Below are 14,414 nucleotides of genomic sequence, written 5' to 3' on the forward strand. Positions count from 1 at the left end.
CACGCTGCCGACCCACGGCGTCGCGATCAACGCGCTCTTCTATCTCGCCTCCGGCGCGGGGCCGCATCCGACCCTGCTGCTGATGCACGGCTTTCCCGGCAACGAGCAGAATCTCGATCTCGCCCAGGCGATACGGCGCGCAGGCTGGAACGTGCTGACGCTCCATTATCGCGGCACCTGGGGCAGCCCCGGCGCCTTCTCCTTCGCGCATTGCGCCGAGGACGCGAAGGCGGCGGTGGATTTCCTCGAATCGCCGGAAGCGGTCGCCAAATATCGTATCGACCCCAGCCGGATCGTCGTCGGCGGCCACTCGATGGGGGGGATGATGACCGCGCGCGTCGCCGCCGACGATCGCCATGTGATCGGTGCGTTCCTGATCGATGCGTGGGACATAGCCGGGCTGGGTCGCGCCAATGCGGCCGATCCTGCCGCGCGGGCCGCCTATATCAAGCGCGATCTCGACGGCGACATGCCGCCGCTTGGCGGTACCAGCGAAGCCGCTTTGCTGGCGGAGCAGGAAGCCGCGTCGCCAACGATCGATCTGATCAGGACCGTGCCGGGGATCGCGCCCCGCCCCGTGCTGGTGATCGGCGCCGAACGCGCGCTGGGATCGACCGCACGCAAGGCGGCTGCCGCGATCGAGGCAGCGGGCGACAAGGACGTGACGTTGATCGTGATGCCGACCGACCATGTCTTTTCGGACCATCGCATCGCGCTCGCCGACGCGGTCGTCGGCTGGCTCGCGCGGTTCCAGCGTTAGACGTGCATGGCTGGCTGATCCTCGACAAGCCGATCGGGCTGGGCTCGACCCAGGCGGTCTCGGCGGTCAAGCGCGCGCTGCGCATCGGCGGCTACGGCAAGGCCAAGGTCGGGCATGGCGGCACGCTCGATCCGCTCGCCAGCGGCGTGCTGCCGATCGCACTCGGCGAAGCGACGAAGCTTAGCGGGCGAATGCTCGACGCCGACAAGGCCTATGACTTCACGATCAGCTTCGGCACCCAGACCGATACGCTCGACGCCGAAGGTAAGGTCGTAGCGGAAAGCTACGTGCGGCCGACCTTGATGCAGGTGGAGGCGGTGCTGCCGCGCTTCACCGGGCCGATCAGCCAGATACCGCCGGCTTTCTCCGCGCTGAAGGTAGATGGCAAGCGGGCGTATGACCTTGCCCGAGCGGGGGAAGACGTCGAGCTGGCGAGTAGAGATGTGACGATCCACGAACTCTCGATCCGTCACCCCGGACTTGTTCGGGGGTCCACCGGGCCCCAAACGCCAGAGCAAGCGGTTGGGTGGATGCCGGAGCAAGTCCGGCATGACGGGTTGGAGGAAATCACGCTCTCCGCCCGCGTCTCCAAGGGCACCTATATCCGCAGCCTCGCGCGTGATATCGCCCACGCGCTCGGCACGGTCGGGCATGTCACCATGCTCCGCCGCACCAAAGCCGGGCCGTTCGCCCTTGAATCGGCGATATCGCTGGACATATTGGACCAAGCCGCTAAGGACGCGCGGCTGCAGGAGCTGCTCCTGCCGCTGACGGCCGGACTGGACGACATCCCGGTTCTCGCCGTCTCCCCCGAACAGGCTCAAGCGCTCCGTCAGGGTCGCCGTCTGCCGGGACACGCAGCACCACCCGGTCTCAACCTCGCAATGCTTGGGGATATCCCCGTCGCATTGGTCGAAGTCGGAACCGAAATATCGGTGGTGCGCGGTTTCAATCTGATGTCGGAGTGAAAAGACAATGACGATCACTGCCGAGCGCAAAGCCGAAGTCATCAAGGACAATGCCCGCAGCGAAGGCGACAGCGGTTCTCCCGAAGTCCAGGTCGCGATCCTGACCGAGCGCATCGCCAACCTGACCGAGCATTTCAAGACCCACGCGAAGGACAATCACTCGCGCCGCGGTCTGCTGATGATGGTGAACAACCGCCGCAGCCTGCTCGACTATCTCAAGAAAGAGGACGCCGCCCGCTACACCGCGTTGATCGCGAAGCTCGGCCTCCGCAAGTAACAAGAGGGCGCCTTCGGGCGCCCTTTTCGCATTCCCATCACCCCGTCATCCCGGCGACGCCGCGATGACCTAGACGGGACCAATCGGCAATTCGGCCGACGTCCAGGGACCAAGACGGTCCCACACCGCCGCGGGCCGGCTAGCCCGCAACACAGGCCCCCCGCGCATCTGGCTCGGGGAGTGAAGGAAATGAAATGTTCGATATCAAGAAAACGGAAATCGAGTGGGGCGGCAAGACGCTGACTCTCGAAACGGGCCGCGTTGCCCGTCAGGCCGACGGCGCGGTGATCGCGACGCTCGGCGAAACGGTCGTGTTGTGCGCGGTCACCGCCGCCCGCTCGGTCAAGGAAGGGCAGGATTTCTTCCCGCTTACCGTCCATTACCAGGAGAAGTATTCGGCCGCGGGACGCATCCCCGGCGGCTTCTTCAAGCGCGAGCGCGGCGCGACCGAGAAGGAGACGCTCACCAGCCGTCTCATCGATCGTCCGATCCGTCCGCTCTTCCCGGAAGGCTTCTACAACGAGATCAACGTCATCGCCCAGGTGCTGAGCTATGACGGCGAGAACGAGCCCGACATCCTGGCGCTGGTCGCCGCGTCGGCCGCGCTCACCATCTCGGGCGTGCCCTTCATGGGCCCGATCGGCGCCGCCCGCGTCGGTTACATCGACGGCGAATATATCCTCAACCCGACGCTTGAGCAGATCAAGGCCGGCGATCTGGATCTCGTTGTCGCCGCCACCGGCAACGCCGTGATGATGGTCGAATCCGAAGCCAAGGAGCTTTCGGAAGAGGTCATGCTCGGTGCGGTCGTGTTCGCGCACACCGCGTCGAAGAAGGTCGCCAAGGCGATCATCGACCTCGCCGAGAAGGCCGCCAAGGATCCTTGGGAAATGGCACCGCAGGCTGACCTGACGGCCGCCAAGAAGAAGCTCAAGGATCTGGTCGGCAAGGACATCGCCGCCGCCTACAAGGTGACCGACAAGTCCAAGCGTTCGGGCCTGCTCAACGAAGTCCGCGCCAAGGCGAAGGCGGCATTCGCCGACGCCGCCCCGCAGGACCAGATGGCCGCCGGCAAGCTCGTCAAGAAGCTGGAAGCCGAAATCGTCCGCACCGCCATCCTCAAGGAAGGCAAGCGCATCGATGGTCGCGACACCAGGACCGTCCGTCCGATCGAGGCGATGGTCCACTTCCTGCCGCGCACGCACGGCTCGGCTCTGTTCACGCGTGGCGAGACGCAGGCGATCTGCACCACCACCCTGGGCACCAAGGAGAGCGAGCAGATGATCGATGGGCTGACCGGCCTGTCGTACGAGCGCTTCCTGCTCCACTACAACTTCCCGCCTTATTCGGTGGGCGAGGTCGGCCGCTTCGGCGCGCCGGGCCGCCGCGAAGTCGGCCACGGCAAGCTGGCATGGCGTGCGCTGCACCCCGTGCTGCCGTCGATCGAGGAGTTCCCCTACACGATCCGCGTATTGTCCGACATCACCGAGAGCAACGGCTCCTCGTCGATGGCGACGGTCTGCGGCGGTTCGCTGGCCATGATGGACGCGGGCGTTCCGCTCAAGCGTCCGGTGTCGGGCATCGCGATGGGCCTGATTCTCGAAGGCAAGGATTTCGCGGTGATCAGCGACATCCTCGGCGACGAGGATCATCTCGGCGACATGGACTTCAAGGTCGCGGGCACCTCGGCGGGCATCACCAGCCTGCAGATGGACATCAAGATCGCCGGCATCACCGAAGAGATCATGCGCGTCGCGCTCGCCCAGGCGAATGAGGGCCGTGCCCACATTCTCGGCGAGATGGCCAAGGCGCTCGATCACACCCGCACCGAATTGTCCGCACACGCACCGCGCATCGAAACGATGCAGGTGCCCAAGGACAAGATCCGCGAAGTGATCGGCACCGGCGGCAAGGTGATCCGCGAGATCGTCGCCACGACCGGCGCCAAGGTCGACATCGAGGATGACGGCACCGTCAAGATCTCGTCGTCGGATCCGGCGCAGATCGAGGCCGCGCGCAAGTGGATCGAAGGCATCACGCAGGAAGCCGAAGTGGGCAAGGTCTACTCCGGCAAGGTCGTGAACATGGTCGATTTCGGCGCGTTCGTGAACTTCATGGGCGGCAAGGACGGCCTGGTTCACATCTCCGAGATCAAGAACGAGCGGGTGGCCAAGGTCTCCGACGTCCTGACCGAAGGCCAGGACGTGAAGGTCAAGGTTCTCGAGATCGATCCGCGCGGCAAGGTTCGCCTGTCGATGCGCGTCGTCGATCAGGAAACCGGCGCCGAGCTGGAGGACACCCGTCCGCCGCGCGAAGCCGGCGATCGTCCGGAGCGCAGCGATCGTGGTCCGCGCCGTGACGGCGAAGGCCGTGGCGATCGCGGCCCGCGTCGTGATGGTGGCGATCGTGGTCCCCGTCGCGACGGCGGTGACCGTGGTCCGCGCCGTGATGGCGGTGATCGCGCCCCGCGTCCCGCGCGTGCGGAAGGCAATGATGACGGCCCCGCGCCGGAATTCGCGCCTGCGTTCCTGAAGCGCGACGACGACTGATCTTCAGGTCAGACTGAAACGGAAAGGGCGTCCCGCAAGGGGCGCCCTTTTTGTTGATCAGCCCTTTCTGCGCCGTCGCACGGCCCATCTGATCGCAAGCACGATTCCGACGATGGGCAGTGCGAAGATCGCAAGAATGACGAGATAGATCACGACGTGAAGGGCGCTCATTGGTTATCCCCTGACTATATAATTGCCCGCCGCTCGCTGAGCGGCTCACCTTTCCCCGAACAAATCCCGCTGCGCTTTCTCCAGTTCGTCGGCATAACGGCGGCGGACGAAGCTTTCGGTGAGGATTCCCAGGATGCGGCGGTCGGGGTCGAGGATGACGAGTTCGTCGCTCTCCGCCTGATCGAAGCGCGTCATCACCTCGCCGATATGCATTTGCGGGGCGAGCCAATATTCGCGCACGCGTGCCAGCGTTTCGACCGGCGTATCCGGCGCGACGCCCTCGTCGAACACGGCGGCGGGGGTGACGATGCCGATATAGCGATCCTCGCCGTCGACCACCGCGACCCGGCTCGACGAGCCGAGCGGAAAGCGGCGGCGGAATTCGGAGGCTGCCACGCCCTGCTCGACCTTCTTGACCTCGCCACGCATCATCCGCCCGGCGGTGAGCGTGCGCACCCAGCCGACGTCGCGCGCGCTCTTGATCGTCTGGCCGCGCAGATGCAGCCGCCAGGTCGAGAAGCTGTAACCGAACGTCTCACGCACGATCGTCGAGGAAACGAGGCTGGCGGCAAGCACCGCGCCGGTCAGGCTGAAATTCCCGGTCGCGCCCAGCACCAGCATCGCCATCGTGATCGGCGCGCCGACCACGGCGGTGGCGAGCGCGGCCATGCCGACCATCGCCGCATTGCCGGAATCGAGCACGGGATGGCCGACCATCCACTCGGCCGCCGCCGCATAGAGATGCCCCGCGAGCGTGCCGAGAAAGAGTGAGGCGAAGAACAGGCCGCCACGAAAACCGAAGCCCAGCGAGACGATCGACGCGAGGCATTTCGCCGCCAGGATCAGCGCGAGGAAGGCGATCGGGACGGTCGCGATGATGTCGATATGGAGCGCGCTATGTCCCGCCGACAATACCTGCGGTGACAGGAAGGCGATCGGCACCAGCAGCAGCCCGCCGATCGCCGGCCGCGACCAGTGCGGCAGCCACGCGCGCGAGCGTTCCTCGACCACCGCCACGCCTTGCATGATCAGGATGCCGATCAAGGCGCAGGCGAGGCCGAGCCCGGCATAGATCAGGTAACCCGCGGTATGGATCGCCGGGCCGGGATTGACCGTCACCACATAGGGCACGCCGCCCAATCGCTGCGCGACTTGCGCGCCCGCTAGGCTCGCGGCGGCGACCGGTGCGATCGCGGCGGGCGTATAAGCGCCGATCACGACCTCGAAGGCGTAGAAGGCGCCCGCGAGCGGCGATCCGAACGCAGCGGCGATGGCGGCACCCGCGCCCGCACCGACCAAAGTCCGCATGTCGCCGCGCCGCATCTCCAGCCAGCGTCCGGCGCGCGACGCGACCACGCCGCCCATCTGCGCATAAGCGGCTTCCAGCCCGACCGAGGCGCCGAAGCCGTTCGACAGGATCGTCTGCCCGGCGACGACCAGACTGTCCCAAACCGACATGCGCCCGCCATGGAGCGCATTGGCCTCGACCGCGTCGACCAAAGTGCGTTTGCGCGCCTGCACGCCCCAGGTGAAGAAGGCGAGGATCAGCCCGCCTAACGGCAGGATCGCAAGCTGGAACCATGTCAGCGGCGGCGCACCGCTCAGCCGCGTATCGTCGGTCAGGCCGAACAGCATGTGCTGCAACAGCCAGGCGACAATGCCCTGCAGAATGGTGAGCAGCCCCGCGCCCATACCGACCACGATCGCGAGCAGGATGAAGAAGAACTCGCTGCTGCGCACGCGCTGACGCAGCCACCGGCCCCAGGCGAAGCCCTTGCGGCCATAACGCTGGACATGGGCGGACACCTGCATGGCGCCGATGCTGGAGCCATTGGTGGCGCACTTATGCAACCCTTATCTGTTCGGTGGCTGCCCGATCGGTTGCGACCGTCCATCGGGGCCGACCGCGACCATCACGAATTCGGCCGAGGCGGCGCGGCGTCGGTCGCCGGTCAGCAGATCCTCTGCCCAGAGCGCAACGCGGACCCGGACCGAACTGCGGCCGGTCATCGCGATCTCGGCGGCAAGCTCGACCATCTCCCCCTCGCGCACCGGCGACTGGAAATCGATCCGGTCGGATGCCGCCATCACCATCACCGCGCGCGCATGGCGGGTCGCGGCAATGAAGGCGGCCTTGCCGAGCATACGCAGCGCGTCGCCGCCGAAGAGCGTGCCATAATGGTTGGTCTGCGGTGGGAAGACCATGTCGGCCATCAACAGCGGCCCGCTTTCCTGCTCCACAGGCTCAGGGGCGAGTGGCGGCAGTGGCAGGCGCGTATCCGGCCCCTTGGTGGCGACCAAAGTGAAGCGCCCGCGCGTGCACAGCCGCCGTTCGCCCGAGAGCAAAGCCTCGGCGGTGAGCTCGACCTCGACGTCGAGTGCGCTCGTGCCGACGCGCACGACCCGGCCCGCCGCCTCGACCAGTTCGCCGCGCAGCGCGGGCGCGGCGAAGTCGATCCGTTCGGAGGCGGCGGTGACGAACGGCGCGCGGCCGTGGCGCGAGGCGGCGAGGAACGCGACCTTGTCCATGTGCGCGAGCGCGACCCCGCCGAACAGGGTGCCGTGATGGTTGGTGTCGCCCGGGAAGATCATGTCGATCAGCCGGACGACCCCGTTGTTGACCGGGTCGGTCATGCCGGTTCGCGCAGCCGCTGCGCGGCCTCGACCATCGCCACCAAGGCCGGGCGCACCTCATCCCACTTCCGCGTCTTGAGCCCGCAATCGGGGTTCACCCACAATTGGCGCGGCGGCAGATGCTGGGCTGCGAGCCGCATCAGATCGACCATCTCATTGGTGGTCGGCACACGCGGCGCGTGGATGTCGTACACGCCCGGCCCGATCGCGTTGGGGTAACGGTAATCGGCGAAGCCCGCGAGCAGCTCCATCTGCGATCGCGCGGTCTCGATCGACAGCACGTCGGCATCCATTGCGCCGATCGAGGGCAGGATATCGTTGAACTCCGAATAGCACATATGCGTGTGGATCTGGGTCGCGTCGCCGACCCCGGAAGCAGTCAGCCGGAAGCAATCGACCGCCCAGTCCAGATAGGTCTGCCAGTCGCGGCGGCGGAGCGGCAGGCCTTCGCGCAAGGCCGCTTCGTCGATCTGGATCGCCTTGGCGCCGGCGGCTTCGAGATCGTTGACCTCGTCGCGGATCGCGAGCGCGATCTGGCGGCAGCTCGCCGCGCGCGGCTGGTCGTCGCGCACGAACGACCAGTTGAGGATCGTGACCGGGCCGGTGAGCATGCCCTTGACCGGTTTGTCGGTCAGGCCCTGCGCGTAACGCCACCATTCGACCGTCATCGGCCTGGGCCGCGACACGTCGCCATAGAGGATCGGCGGGCGCACGTAGCGCGATCCGTAGGACTGGACCCAGCCGTTGACGGTGAAGGCGAATCCGGCGAGCTGCTCGCCGAAATATTGGACCATGTCGTTGCGCTCGAACTCGCCGTGGACGAGCATGTCGAGCCCGATCTCCTCCTGCCAGCGGATCGCGCGCTCGGTCTCCTCGCGCAGGAATTGATCGTAGCCCGCATCGTCGAGATGGCCGCGACCATGCTCGGCCCGCGCGTGGCGGACCTCGGCGGTCTGGGGGAAGGAGCCGATCGTGGTGGTCGGGAAATCGGGCAGGCCCAGCACCTTTTCCTGCGCCTTGCGCCGCGCGGCATAGGCCCGGTTGCGCTCGCGCATCGCGGGCGTGACCGTGGCGATGCGCTGGGCGACCTTGGGGTCGTGGATACGCGGCGAGACGCGGCGCGCGGCGGCGGCCTTGGCGGACGCGGCGAGCGCGTCGGCGACGGCGGCGCGGCCCTCGTTGAGCGCGCGCTTGAGCGTCGCCAGTTCGTCGACCTTCTGGACCGCGAAGGCGAGCCATTGCGCGATCTCCGGATCGAGCTTGCTCTCGAGCGCGAGATCGACCGGCGTGTGCAGCAGCGAGCAGGACGGCGCGAGGATCAGGTCGCGGTCCGCCGCGACCGGCGCGAGGCGATCGAGCAATTTCTCCAGATCGGCGCGCCAGATATTGCGGCCATCGATTACGCCCAGCGACAGCAGCAAGTCCTTGGGCGCCTTGGCGAGCAGTGGATCGAGCTGTTCGGGCGCGCGTACGAGGTCGACATGGAGGCCATTGACCGGCAGCGAAAGCGCCAGGTTCAGATTGTCGTCGAGCGCGCCGAAATAGGTGGCGAGCATGATCTTGGGGCCGGTCCGCGCGAGCCGGGCATAAGCGCGCGTGAGCGCGGCACGCTGGCGCTCGGTCAGGTCGAGTACGAGGCAGGGTTCGTCGATCTGGACCCATTCGGCGCCGGCATGCTTCAGATGGCCGAGAATGACCGTGTAGAGGCCGAGCACCTGATCGAGGAAGTCGAACGGATCGACATCGCGGCCCTTGGCGAGCGTCAGCCAGGTAACCGGGCCAAGCAGCACCGGGCGGGTTTCAAAACCCTGCGCCTTGGCCTCGCGATATTCGCCGACCACCTTGGAGGCATCGAGCGACAGCCGCTGACCCGCGATCAGTTCGGGCACCATGTAATGATAATTGGTGTCGAACCATTTGGTCATTTCCTGCGCGGTCTGGCCGCCATGCGCGTGGCCGCAGCCTGGCGCCTCGCCGGTCGTACCGCGCGCCATCGCGAAGTAGGTGGCGAGCGTCGCCTCGCCGTCGCCGACGCCGTAGCGCGCCGGCACCGCGCCCAGCATCAGGCTCGTGTCGAGCACATGATCGTAGAGCGAGAAATCGTTCGACGGCAGCCAGTCGGCGCCGAGCGCCTTCTGTCGCGCCCAGGCGACGGTGCGCAGCGCGGCAGCCGCTTCCTGCAATTCGGCCTCGGACGATTTGCCCGCCCAATATCTTTCAAGCGCGAACTTCAATTCGCGGCGCGGGCCGATGCGCGGGAAGCCCAATGTGGCGACGGTGACGGTCATAGCTCTCTCCACCCGAGGATCGGCGGAGGTCTGGCCAAGACGCGGGCAGGCTGGCGGGCGGACGCACGTCCGGCCGGGCTTGCAAGCGACCTGACCGGAATCCCCGCCGGAGGACGTTATCGCGACGAGGCAGGTCTCCTGGCTCGCGGGTCGTCACGTCGGCCTGGCCTTCCCGGGGCATGCTCCCAGTGACGCGTATCGGCCGCCGCTCGCCGCTTACAGTTGCGGGGGCAGCGCCGGAATTGATCCAGGGATCGCACCGGCTTCCCGTCTTAGCTCCGCACGATTGCGCGCACGGAGAACCTCGACCCGTTAAGCATCGGCCCGCTTTGTGACCGCGTCAAGTCACATATAAAGAATTCTTTATATCGTCTTTTAGCGGACTTTGCCGGCCCGGTTCTCGACCACCACGTTGGAGAGGATCGCGGTGTCGAGCTTGTCCGGCAGATGCGCGCAAAAGCCGATGCCGACATAGAAGGGCCCGTCGAGGTGAAGCGTGATCGGCGCGCCCCAGGCGTGCATCGGCTCGCCGAACAGGCTGACGTAGAGCTGGAACTCGTCGCCATGTTTCTCGATGCCGATCCGCTTGGCGATGGCGGGGACGAGGCTGTCGGGCGACTTGCCGCCGGGCAGGCCGCCGCGCGATCCGATGCGATATTCCATGTCCTTGACACGGACGCCGGGATCGGAGCGCCAGGCGATGTGGATCATGCCCGCGCCGTGCAGCGCGGCGACGGCCTCCTTGCTGTCGTCGTCGAGGCTCTGGCGGATAACGAGCACCGCCTTGCGGTCGCCATAGCCATTGGGGTCGGGGTAGGCGATGTCGGCGGCCAGGCTGACGTCACCCGACATCTTCTTCCAGAGGTAACGAAACTCGTCGCGGGTATACCAGACGTTGTAGCCGGCAGAGGTGATCCGGTAGCTTCTGGTTGCGGGATCGTAGCTCGACGATCCGGGCACGACCGCGCTGCCGACATCGGTCTGTCCGTCGAACGCGCCGATACTTTTCATCTCGGTCGTCGGCTGACGGTGGAAATCGGGTGGTGGCGCGACTTGGTGGTGCGTCGGCGTGTCGGGATAGGCCCAGTCGGGCGCGAGCTGCGGCGTTTGCGCCGCGAGGGGCGCGGCGGAGAGTAAAAGGATCACCGGAAGCAGGCGCAGGGCGGTCATCATATCTCTCCGCTTGTCGTTAGCGGAGACTGTGCACGGCGCGCGATGGTAGCGCAATCAGGCCATGGTCGTAGCGGGAAAGTGGGGAGCTTCTGTTGCTCGGTGCTCCCCGTACCGCCGGAATCCGATTCTGTTGCCCGGTTCGGCCCGAACCGCGTTCAAGCTTTGTAATCTAAGTCGTTAGACCTTGATTACGCAGCAATCGCGAGCGCCTCGTTATCGTTGGCACTTGTGGTTTTGATCGGTTTTACGGCTCAATCACGCCGGGCAAAAACATAGCACCTGTACACACGTCGATCCTAGTTCGGCCCCGTCAGAGCCCGCCCCGAAGGACGGGTTATGGTGGAGCCGCCGGGTACCGCCCCCGGGTCCGCTGCGCCAAACACTATGCCATTTATCACCATAGCCGGGCGAACCCGGCACCCCCGATATAGGCCTTTGCCGCCCCGGATAAAAGGGCCGTGGGCGCAACGGTATTTCGAAGCGGTGGACCTGGATTGCTTCGCCGCTACCCGGCTCGCAACGACGGACGCGCGCGCGTCGCCGTCATTGCGAGCGCAGCGGAGCAATCCAGTACCCGTCCACCCGACTCTGTCACAATGAAGGCTGTCACTTTCCGCCATCGAGCGGCTCGCCGCGACGATCGCGGCGAGCACATCCTGATTATTTCCGGCCGGACCGGAGCTCGTCGCGGATCTCGCGGAGCAGCACCGCTTCGGGCGTTTCGGCGATCGCGGCCGCGGCGGCGGCCTCTTCCTTCTCGAACGTGGCCATCGCCTTGGTGATGCCGCGCACGAGCAGGAAGATGATGAAGGCGACGATCAGGAAATAGACGACCTGGGTCACGAACTGGCCGTAGCCGATCATCGACACGCCCGCTTTCTTGAGATCGGCATAGGAGGTGAGCGAGCCCTTATAGTCGGCCGGGATCGGGCCGAGCCGGACGAACATGCTCGAGAAATCGATTCCGCCCGAAACCCTGCCGATGATCGGCATGATGATGTCGTCGGTCAGGCTGGTAATGATCTTGCCGAACGCGGCGCCGATGATCACCGCCACCGCCAGATCGAGCACGTTGCCGCGGGCGATGAATGCCCTGAACTCCTTGAACATGCGATCCCTCCTTGGATTGCTCCAGCACCCTTTAGGCACTTCGTCGCACGCCCAATCAAGCCCGATTGCGCAATGTGTATTGCTGCACTAAAACGCCGCGTGACGACCTGTAAGGAAGGTGCCCCCCATGACCCGCCTGCGTCTCGCTCCCGCTCTGCTCGCCCCGGCCGCCGCGCTTGCGCTCGGCGGATGCGGCCTCAATTCGATCCCAACCGCCGAGGAAACCGCCAAAGCGCGCTGGGCCGACGTCCAGAACGAGTATCAGCGTCGTGCCGATCTCGTGCCCAATCTGGTCAACACCGTGAAGGGTTATGCCAAGCAGGAATCGACCGTGCTGATCGGCGTGACCGATGCGCGCGCCAAGGCGACCTCGATCCAGGTCAGCGCCGCCGATCTCAAGGATCCCGCCAAGCTCCAGCAATATGGCGCGGCGCAGGGCCAGCTTTCGCAGGCGCTCGGACGCCTCCTGTCGGTCCAGGAGAATTATCCGGACCTCAAATCCAACGCCAATTTCCTCGCGCTGCAGTCGCAGCTCGAAGGAACAGAGAACCGCATCACGATCGCACGGCGCGATTATAATGCGTCGGTGCAGAGCTATAACACGCTGATCCGCACCTTCCCCAGCTCGATCGGGGCCAAGGTCTTCTACGGCGCCAAGCCGATGCAGACGTTCGAGGCCACCGCTCCCAACGCGCAAACCGCGCCGACGGTGAACTTCTGAGGTGAACGCGCAGCCGGCGGGCATCCGCCAGCCTTGGACGGTGGTGAGGCAGGCTGTGCTTGCCTTGCTGCTGATCCTGCTGCCGGCGACGGCACAGGCGCAGACCTTCCCGAAATTCACCAATTTCGTGGTGGATCAGGCCGATATCATCCCCGCCAAGATGGAACGGCAACTCGACGGAAAGCTCGCCGACGTGCAGCGGCGGACGCGGCATCAATTCGCGATCGCGACGGTATCGAGCCTCGAAGGCACGCCCATCCTGGAATATTCGGTCCAACTCGCGCGGACCTGGGGCGTCGGGCGTCGCCACTATGATGACGGCGTGTTGCTGCTGGTCGCGCCTGTCGAACACAAAGTCCGGATCGAGGTCGGTTATGGCCTCGAAGCGACACTGACCGATGCGCGTTGCGCCGAGATTATCCGAACCCTGATCCTGCCCCGTTTCGCGCAACAGGATCTCGCTGGCGGGATTGCGGCAGGGGCCGACGCCATCATCGGCCGCCTGCGTTCTGCTGCGCCGCTCGAAAGGCCAAATGCGTCATGATGCGTCGTTTTTGGCACGTCGTCCTGGGGCTGCTGGCGTTGCTGGCGACCCCCGCCTTCGCGCAGAGCGTACCAAATTTTCCCGCTTTCACCGGCCTTGTCACCGACGCGGCCAACATTCTGCCCGCCGACCGCAAGGCCGCGATCGAGGCCAAGCTCACCGCGCTGAAACAGCAGACCGGGCGCCAGGTCGTCGTCGCGACGATCCCCGATCTGCAGGATCGCGACATCGCCGATTATGGCTATCAGCTCGGACGCGCCTGGGGTGTCGGCCTCAAGGGGGTCGACAATGGTGTGATCCTGATCGTCGCACCTAAGGAACATAAGGTCCGGATCGAGGTCGGTTACGGGCTGGAACCGGTTCTGACCGACGCCTTCGCGAGCGTGATCGTCCAGCAGCAGATCGTCCCCGCCTTCAAGCACAACGACATGCCCGGCGGGATCGAGGCGGGCGTCGATGCGATCGCCGAGCAGCTGAGCCTGCCCGACGATCAGGCCAAGGCGAAGCTGGCCGAAGCGGTCAAGCAATATGACCAGAGCCATGCGCGTCATAACGGCGGTGGCATCCCATTCGGCGCAATCATCTGGATCGTGATCGTCGGCGTGGTGATCGTCTCGCATATCGGCCGGAGCGCGGGCCGCGCGCGCCGTTATGGCGGTGGCGGCGGCAGCAACTGGCCGATCTGGCTGTGGGCAGCGAGCGAGATGATGGACAATAATCATCGCGGCGGCGGCCCGTGGGGCGGCGGCGGATCGTCGCTGGGGGGCGGCTCCTCCGGCGGCAGCGATAGCGGAGGCGGCGGCTGGATGGGCGGTGGCTTCAGCGGCGGCGGCGGCGGCAGCTTCGGCGGCGGCGGCGCATCGGGGAGCTGGTGATGCATCTCAATCCCGATGACGGCGCCAAGGTCGCCGCGGCGATCCGCGCGGCCGAGGCCGGCACCGATGGCGAGATCAGCGCGATCGTCGCGGCCTCGTCCGATACTTACAACGACGTCGTGCTGCACTGGGCCTTGCTGTTCGGTCTGTTGCCGCTCGCGATCAGCGCGGCCTGGCCAAAGTTGCTGGTGTGGGGCGCGTCGCTGATCACGCCGTGGGACGAACCGTCGCAGCGCTTCATGCTGACCCTGCTGCTGGTCAAGTCGATCGTCGCCTTCCTGATCGCGCGCTACGTGATCGGCATCCAGGCGCTGCGCCTCGCGCTGACGCCGGCGGCGACCAAG

The 14,414-nt window shown here is 66.0% G+C and carries 12 protein-coding genes, 1 other RNA gene, 1 pseudogene and 1 riboswitch; of the genes and pseudogenes, 8 read left to right on the top strand and 6 right to left on the bottom strand.

Going from position 1 to position 14,414, the window contains the following annotated elements:
- The 4 genes from VK533_RS04040 to pnp form a co-directional block, all read left to right on the top strand.
- Positions 1-760, top strand: a 760-nt coding sequence (locus VK533_RS04040) for an alpha/beta hydrolase family protein (RefSeq protein ID WP_324375254.1), incomplete at its 5' end; no start/stop codon positions are given.
- Positions 761-762: 2 nt separating this feature from the next.
- Entirely contained in the window at positions 763-1,728 is a 966-nt protein-coding gene (gene truB, locus VK533_RS04045; RefSeq protein WP_324375256.1) for a tRNA pseudouridine(55) synthase TruB, read from the top strand.
- A 7-nt stretch (positions 1,729-1,735) separates the two neighbouring features.
- Positions 1,736-2,005 (top strand): 30S ribosomal protein S15, encoded by a 270-nt coding sequence (rpsO, locus tag VK533_RS04050; protein WP_324375258.1) that lies wholly within the window; start codon positions 1,736-1,738, stop codon positions 2,003-2,005.
- 194 nt (positions 2,006-2,199) lie between these two features.
- Complete coding sequence (pnp, locus tag VK533_RS04055) at positions 2,200-4,554, top strand: polyribonucleotide nucleotidyltransferase (protein WP_324375260.1); 2,355 nt, start codon at positions 2,200-2,202, stop codon at positions 4,552-4,554.
- A 216-nt stretch (positions 4,555-4,770) separates the two neighbouring features.
- Here the strand turns inward: pnp and VK533_RS04060 are convergent, their stop codons facing one another.
- From VK533_RS04060 to mscL, 6 genes are all read right to left on the bottom strand, one after another.
- Positions 4,771-6,537 (bottom strand): chloride channel protein, encoded by a 1,767-nt coding sequence (locus VK533_RS04060; RefSeq protein ID WP_324375262.1) that lies wholly within the window; start codon positions 6,535-6,537, stop codon positions 4,771-4,773.
- Between the two features lie 42 nt (positions 6,538-6,579).
- Positions 6,580-7,359: an acyl-CoA thioesterase gene (locus tag VK533_RS04065; protein ID WP_324375264.1), complete on the bottom strand. Its 780-nt coding sequence runs from the start codon at positions 7,357-7,359 to the stop codon at positions 6,580-6,582.
- Positions 7,356-9,647, bottom strand: coding sequence for a 5-methyltetrahydropteroyltriglutamate--homocysteine S-methyltransferase (metE, locus tag VK533_RS04070; RefSeq protein ID WP_324375266.1), 2,292 nt, complete (start codon positions 9,645-9,647; stop codon positions 7,356-7,358). Before metE ends, VK533_RS04065 begins: the two co-directional genes overlap by 4 nt.
- Before the next feature lie 111 nt (positions 9,648-9,758).
- A riboswitch (cobalamin riboswitch) is annotated at positions 9,759-9,969 on the bottom strand.
- A gap of 53 nt (positions 9,970-10,022) precedes the next feature.
- Positions 10,023-10,820 carry a hypothetical protein gene (locus VK533_RS04075; RefSeq protein ID WP_324375268.1) on the bottom strand — a complete coding sequence of 266 codons (798 nt, stop codon included), beginning with the start codon at positions 10,818-10,820 and terminating at the stop codon, positions 10,023-10,025.
- A gap of 116 nt (positions 10,821-10,936) precedes the next feature.
- Positions 10,937-11,277: a transfer-messenger RNA gene (gene ssrA / locus VK533_RS04080) on the bottom strand.
- Positions 11,278-11,480: 203 nt separating this feature from the next.
- Positions 11,481-11,930 (bottom strand): large conductance mechanosensitive channel protein MscL, encoded by a 450-nt coding sequence (mscL, locus tag VK533_RS04085; protein ID WP_324375269.1) that lies wholly within the window; start codon positions 11,928-11,930, stop codon positions 11,481-11,483.
- Between the two features lie 127 nt (positions 11,931-12,057).
- On the opposite strand from mscL, the gene VK533_RS04090 reads away from it, so the two are divergent.
- From VK533_RS04090 to VK533_RS04105, 4 genes and pseudogenes are all read left to right on the top strand, one after another.
- On the top strand, positions 12,058-12,651 hold the full coding sequence (locus tag VK533_RS04090; RefSeq protein ID WP_324375271.1) for a LemA family protein: 594 nt from the start codon (positions 12,058-12,060) through the stop codon (positions 12,649-12,651).
- Between the two features lies 1 nt (position 12,652).
- A complete protein-coding gene (locus VK533_RS04095; RefSeq protein WP_324375273.1) occupies positions 12,653-13,195 on the top strand; it encodes a TPM domain-containing protein in 543 nt (180 codons plus the stop codon).
- Positions 13,192-14,070: a TPM domain-containing protein gene (locus VK533_RS04100; protein WP_324375275.1), complete on the top strand. Its 879-nt coding sequence runs from the start codon at positions 13,192-13,194 to the stop codon at positions 14,068-14,070. The genes VK533_RS04095 and VK533_RS04100 overlap by 4 nt, the downstream gene beginning before the upstream one ends.
- Positions 14,070-14,414, top strand: a pseudogene (locus VK533_RS04105) (hypothetical protein); the annotation flags it as partial. The gene VK533_RS04100 and the pseudogene VK533_RS04105, both read left to right, overlap by 1 nt.

Origin of the sequence: Sphingomonas sp., assembly GCF_035317925.1 — a bacterium.
Taxonomy (GTDB): domain Bacteria; phylum Pseudomonadota; class Alphaproteobacteria; order Sphingomonadales; family Sphingomonadaceae; genus Sphingomonas_I.

Excerpts from the sequence above, each read along its gene's own strand:
- VK533_RS04060 (WP_324375262.1), bottom strand. The coding sequence starts at position 6,537 with ATGCAGGTGTCCGCCCATGTCCAGCGTTATGGCCGCAAGGGCTTCGCC.
- pnp (WP_324375260.1), top strand. The coding sequence starts at position 2,200 with ATGTTCGATATCAAGAAAACGGAAATCGAGTGGGGCGGCAAGACGCTG.
- rpsO (WP_324375258.1), top strand. The coding sequence starts at position 1,736 with ATGACGATCACTGCCGAGCGCAAAGCCGAAGTCATCAAGGACAATGCC.
- mscL (WP_324375269.1), bottom strand. The coding sequence starts at position 11,930 with ATGTTCAAGGAGTTCAGGGCATTCATCGCCCGCGGCAACGTGCTCGAT.
- VK533_RS04100 (WP_324375275.1), top strand. The coding sequence starts at position 13,192 with ATGATGCGTCGTTTTTGGCACGTCGTCCTGGGGCTGCTGGCGTTGCTG.
- metE (WP_324375266.1), bottom strand. The coding sequence starts at position 9,647 with ATGACCGTCACCGTCGCCACATTGGGCTTCCCGCGCATCGGCCCGCGC.
- VK533_RS04065 (WP_324375264.1), bottom strand. The coding sequence starts at position 7,359 with ATGACCGACCCGGTCAACAACGGGGTCGTCCGGCTGATCGACATGATC.
- VK533_RS04075 (WP_324375268.1), bottom strand. The coding sequence starts at position 10,820 with ATGATGACCGCCCTGCGCCTGCTTCCGGTGATCCTTTTACTCTCCGCC.
- VK533_RS04090 (WP_324375271.1), top strand. The coding sequence starts at position 12,058 with ATGACCCGCCTGCGTCTCGCTCCCGCTCTGCTCGCCCCGGCCGCCGCG.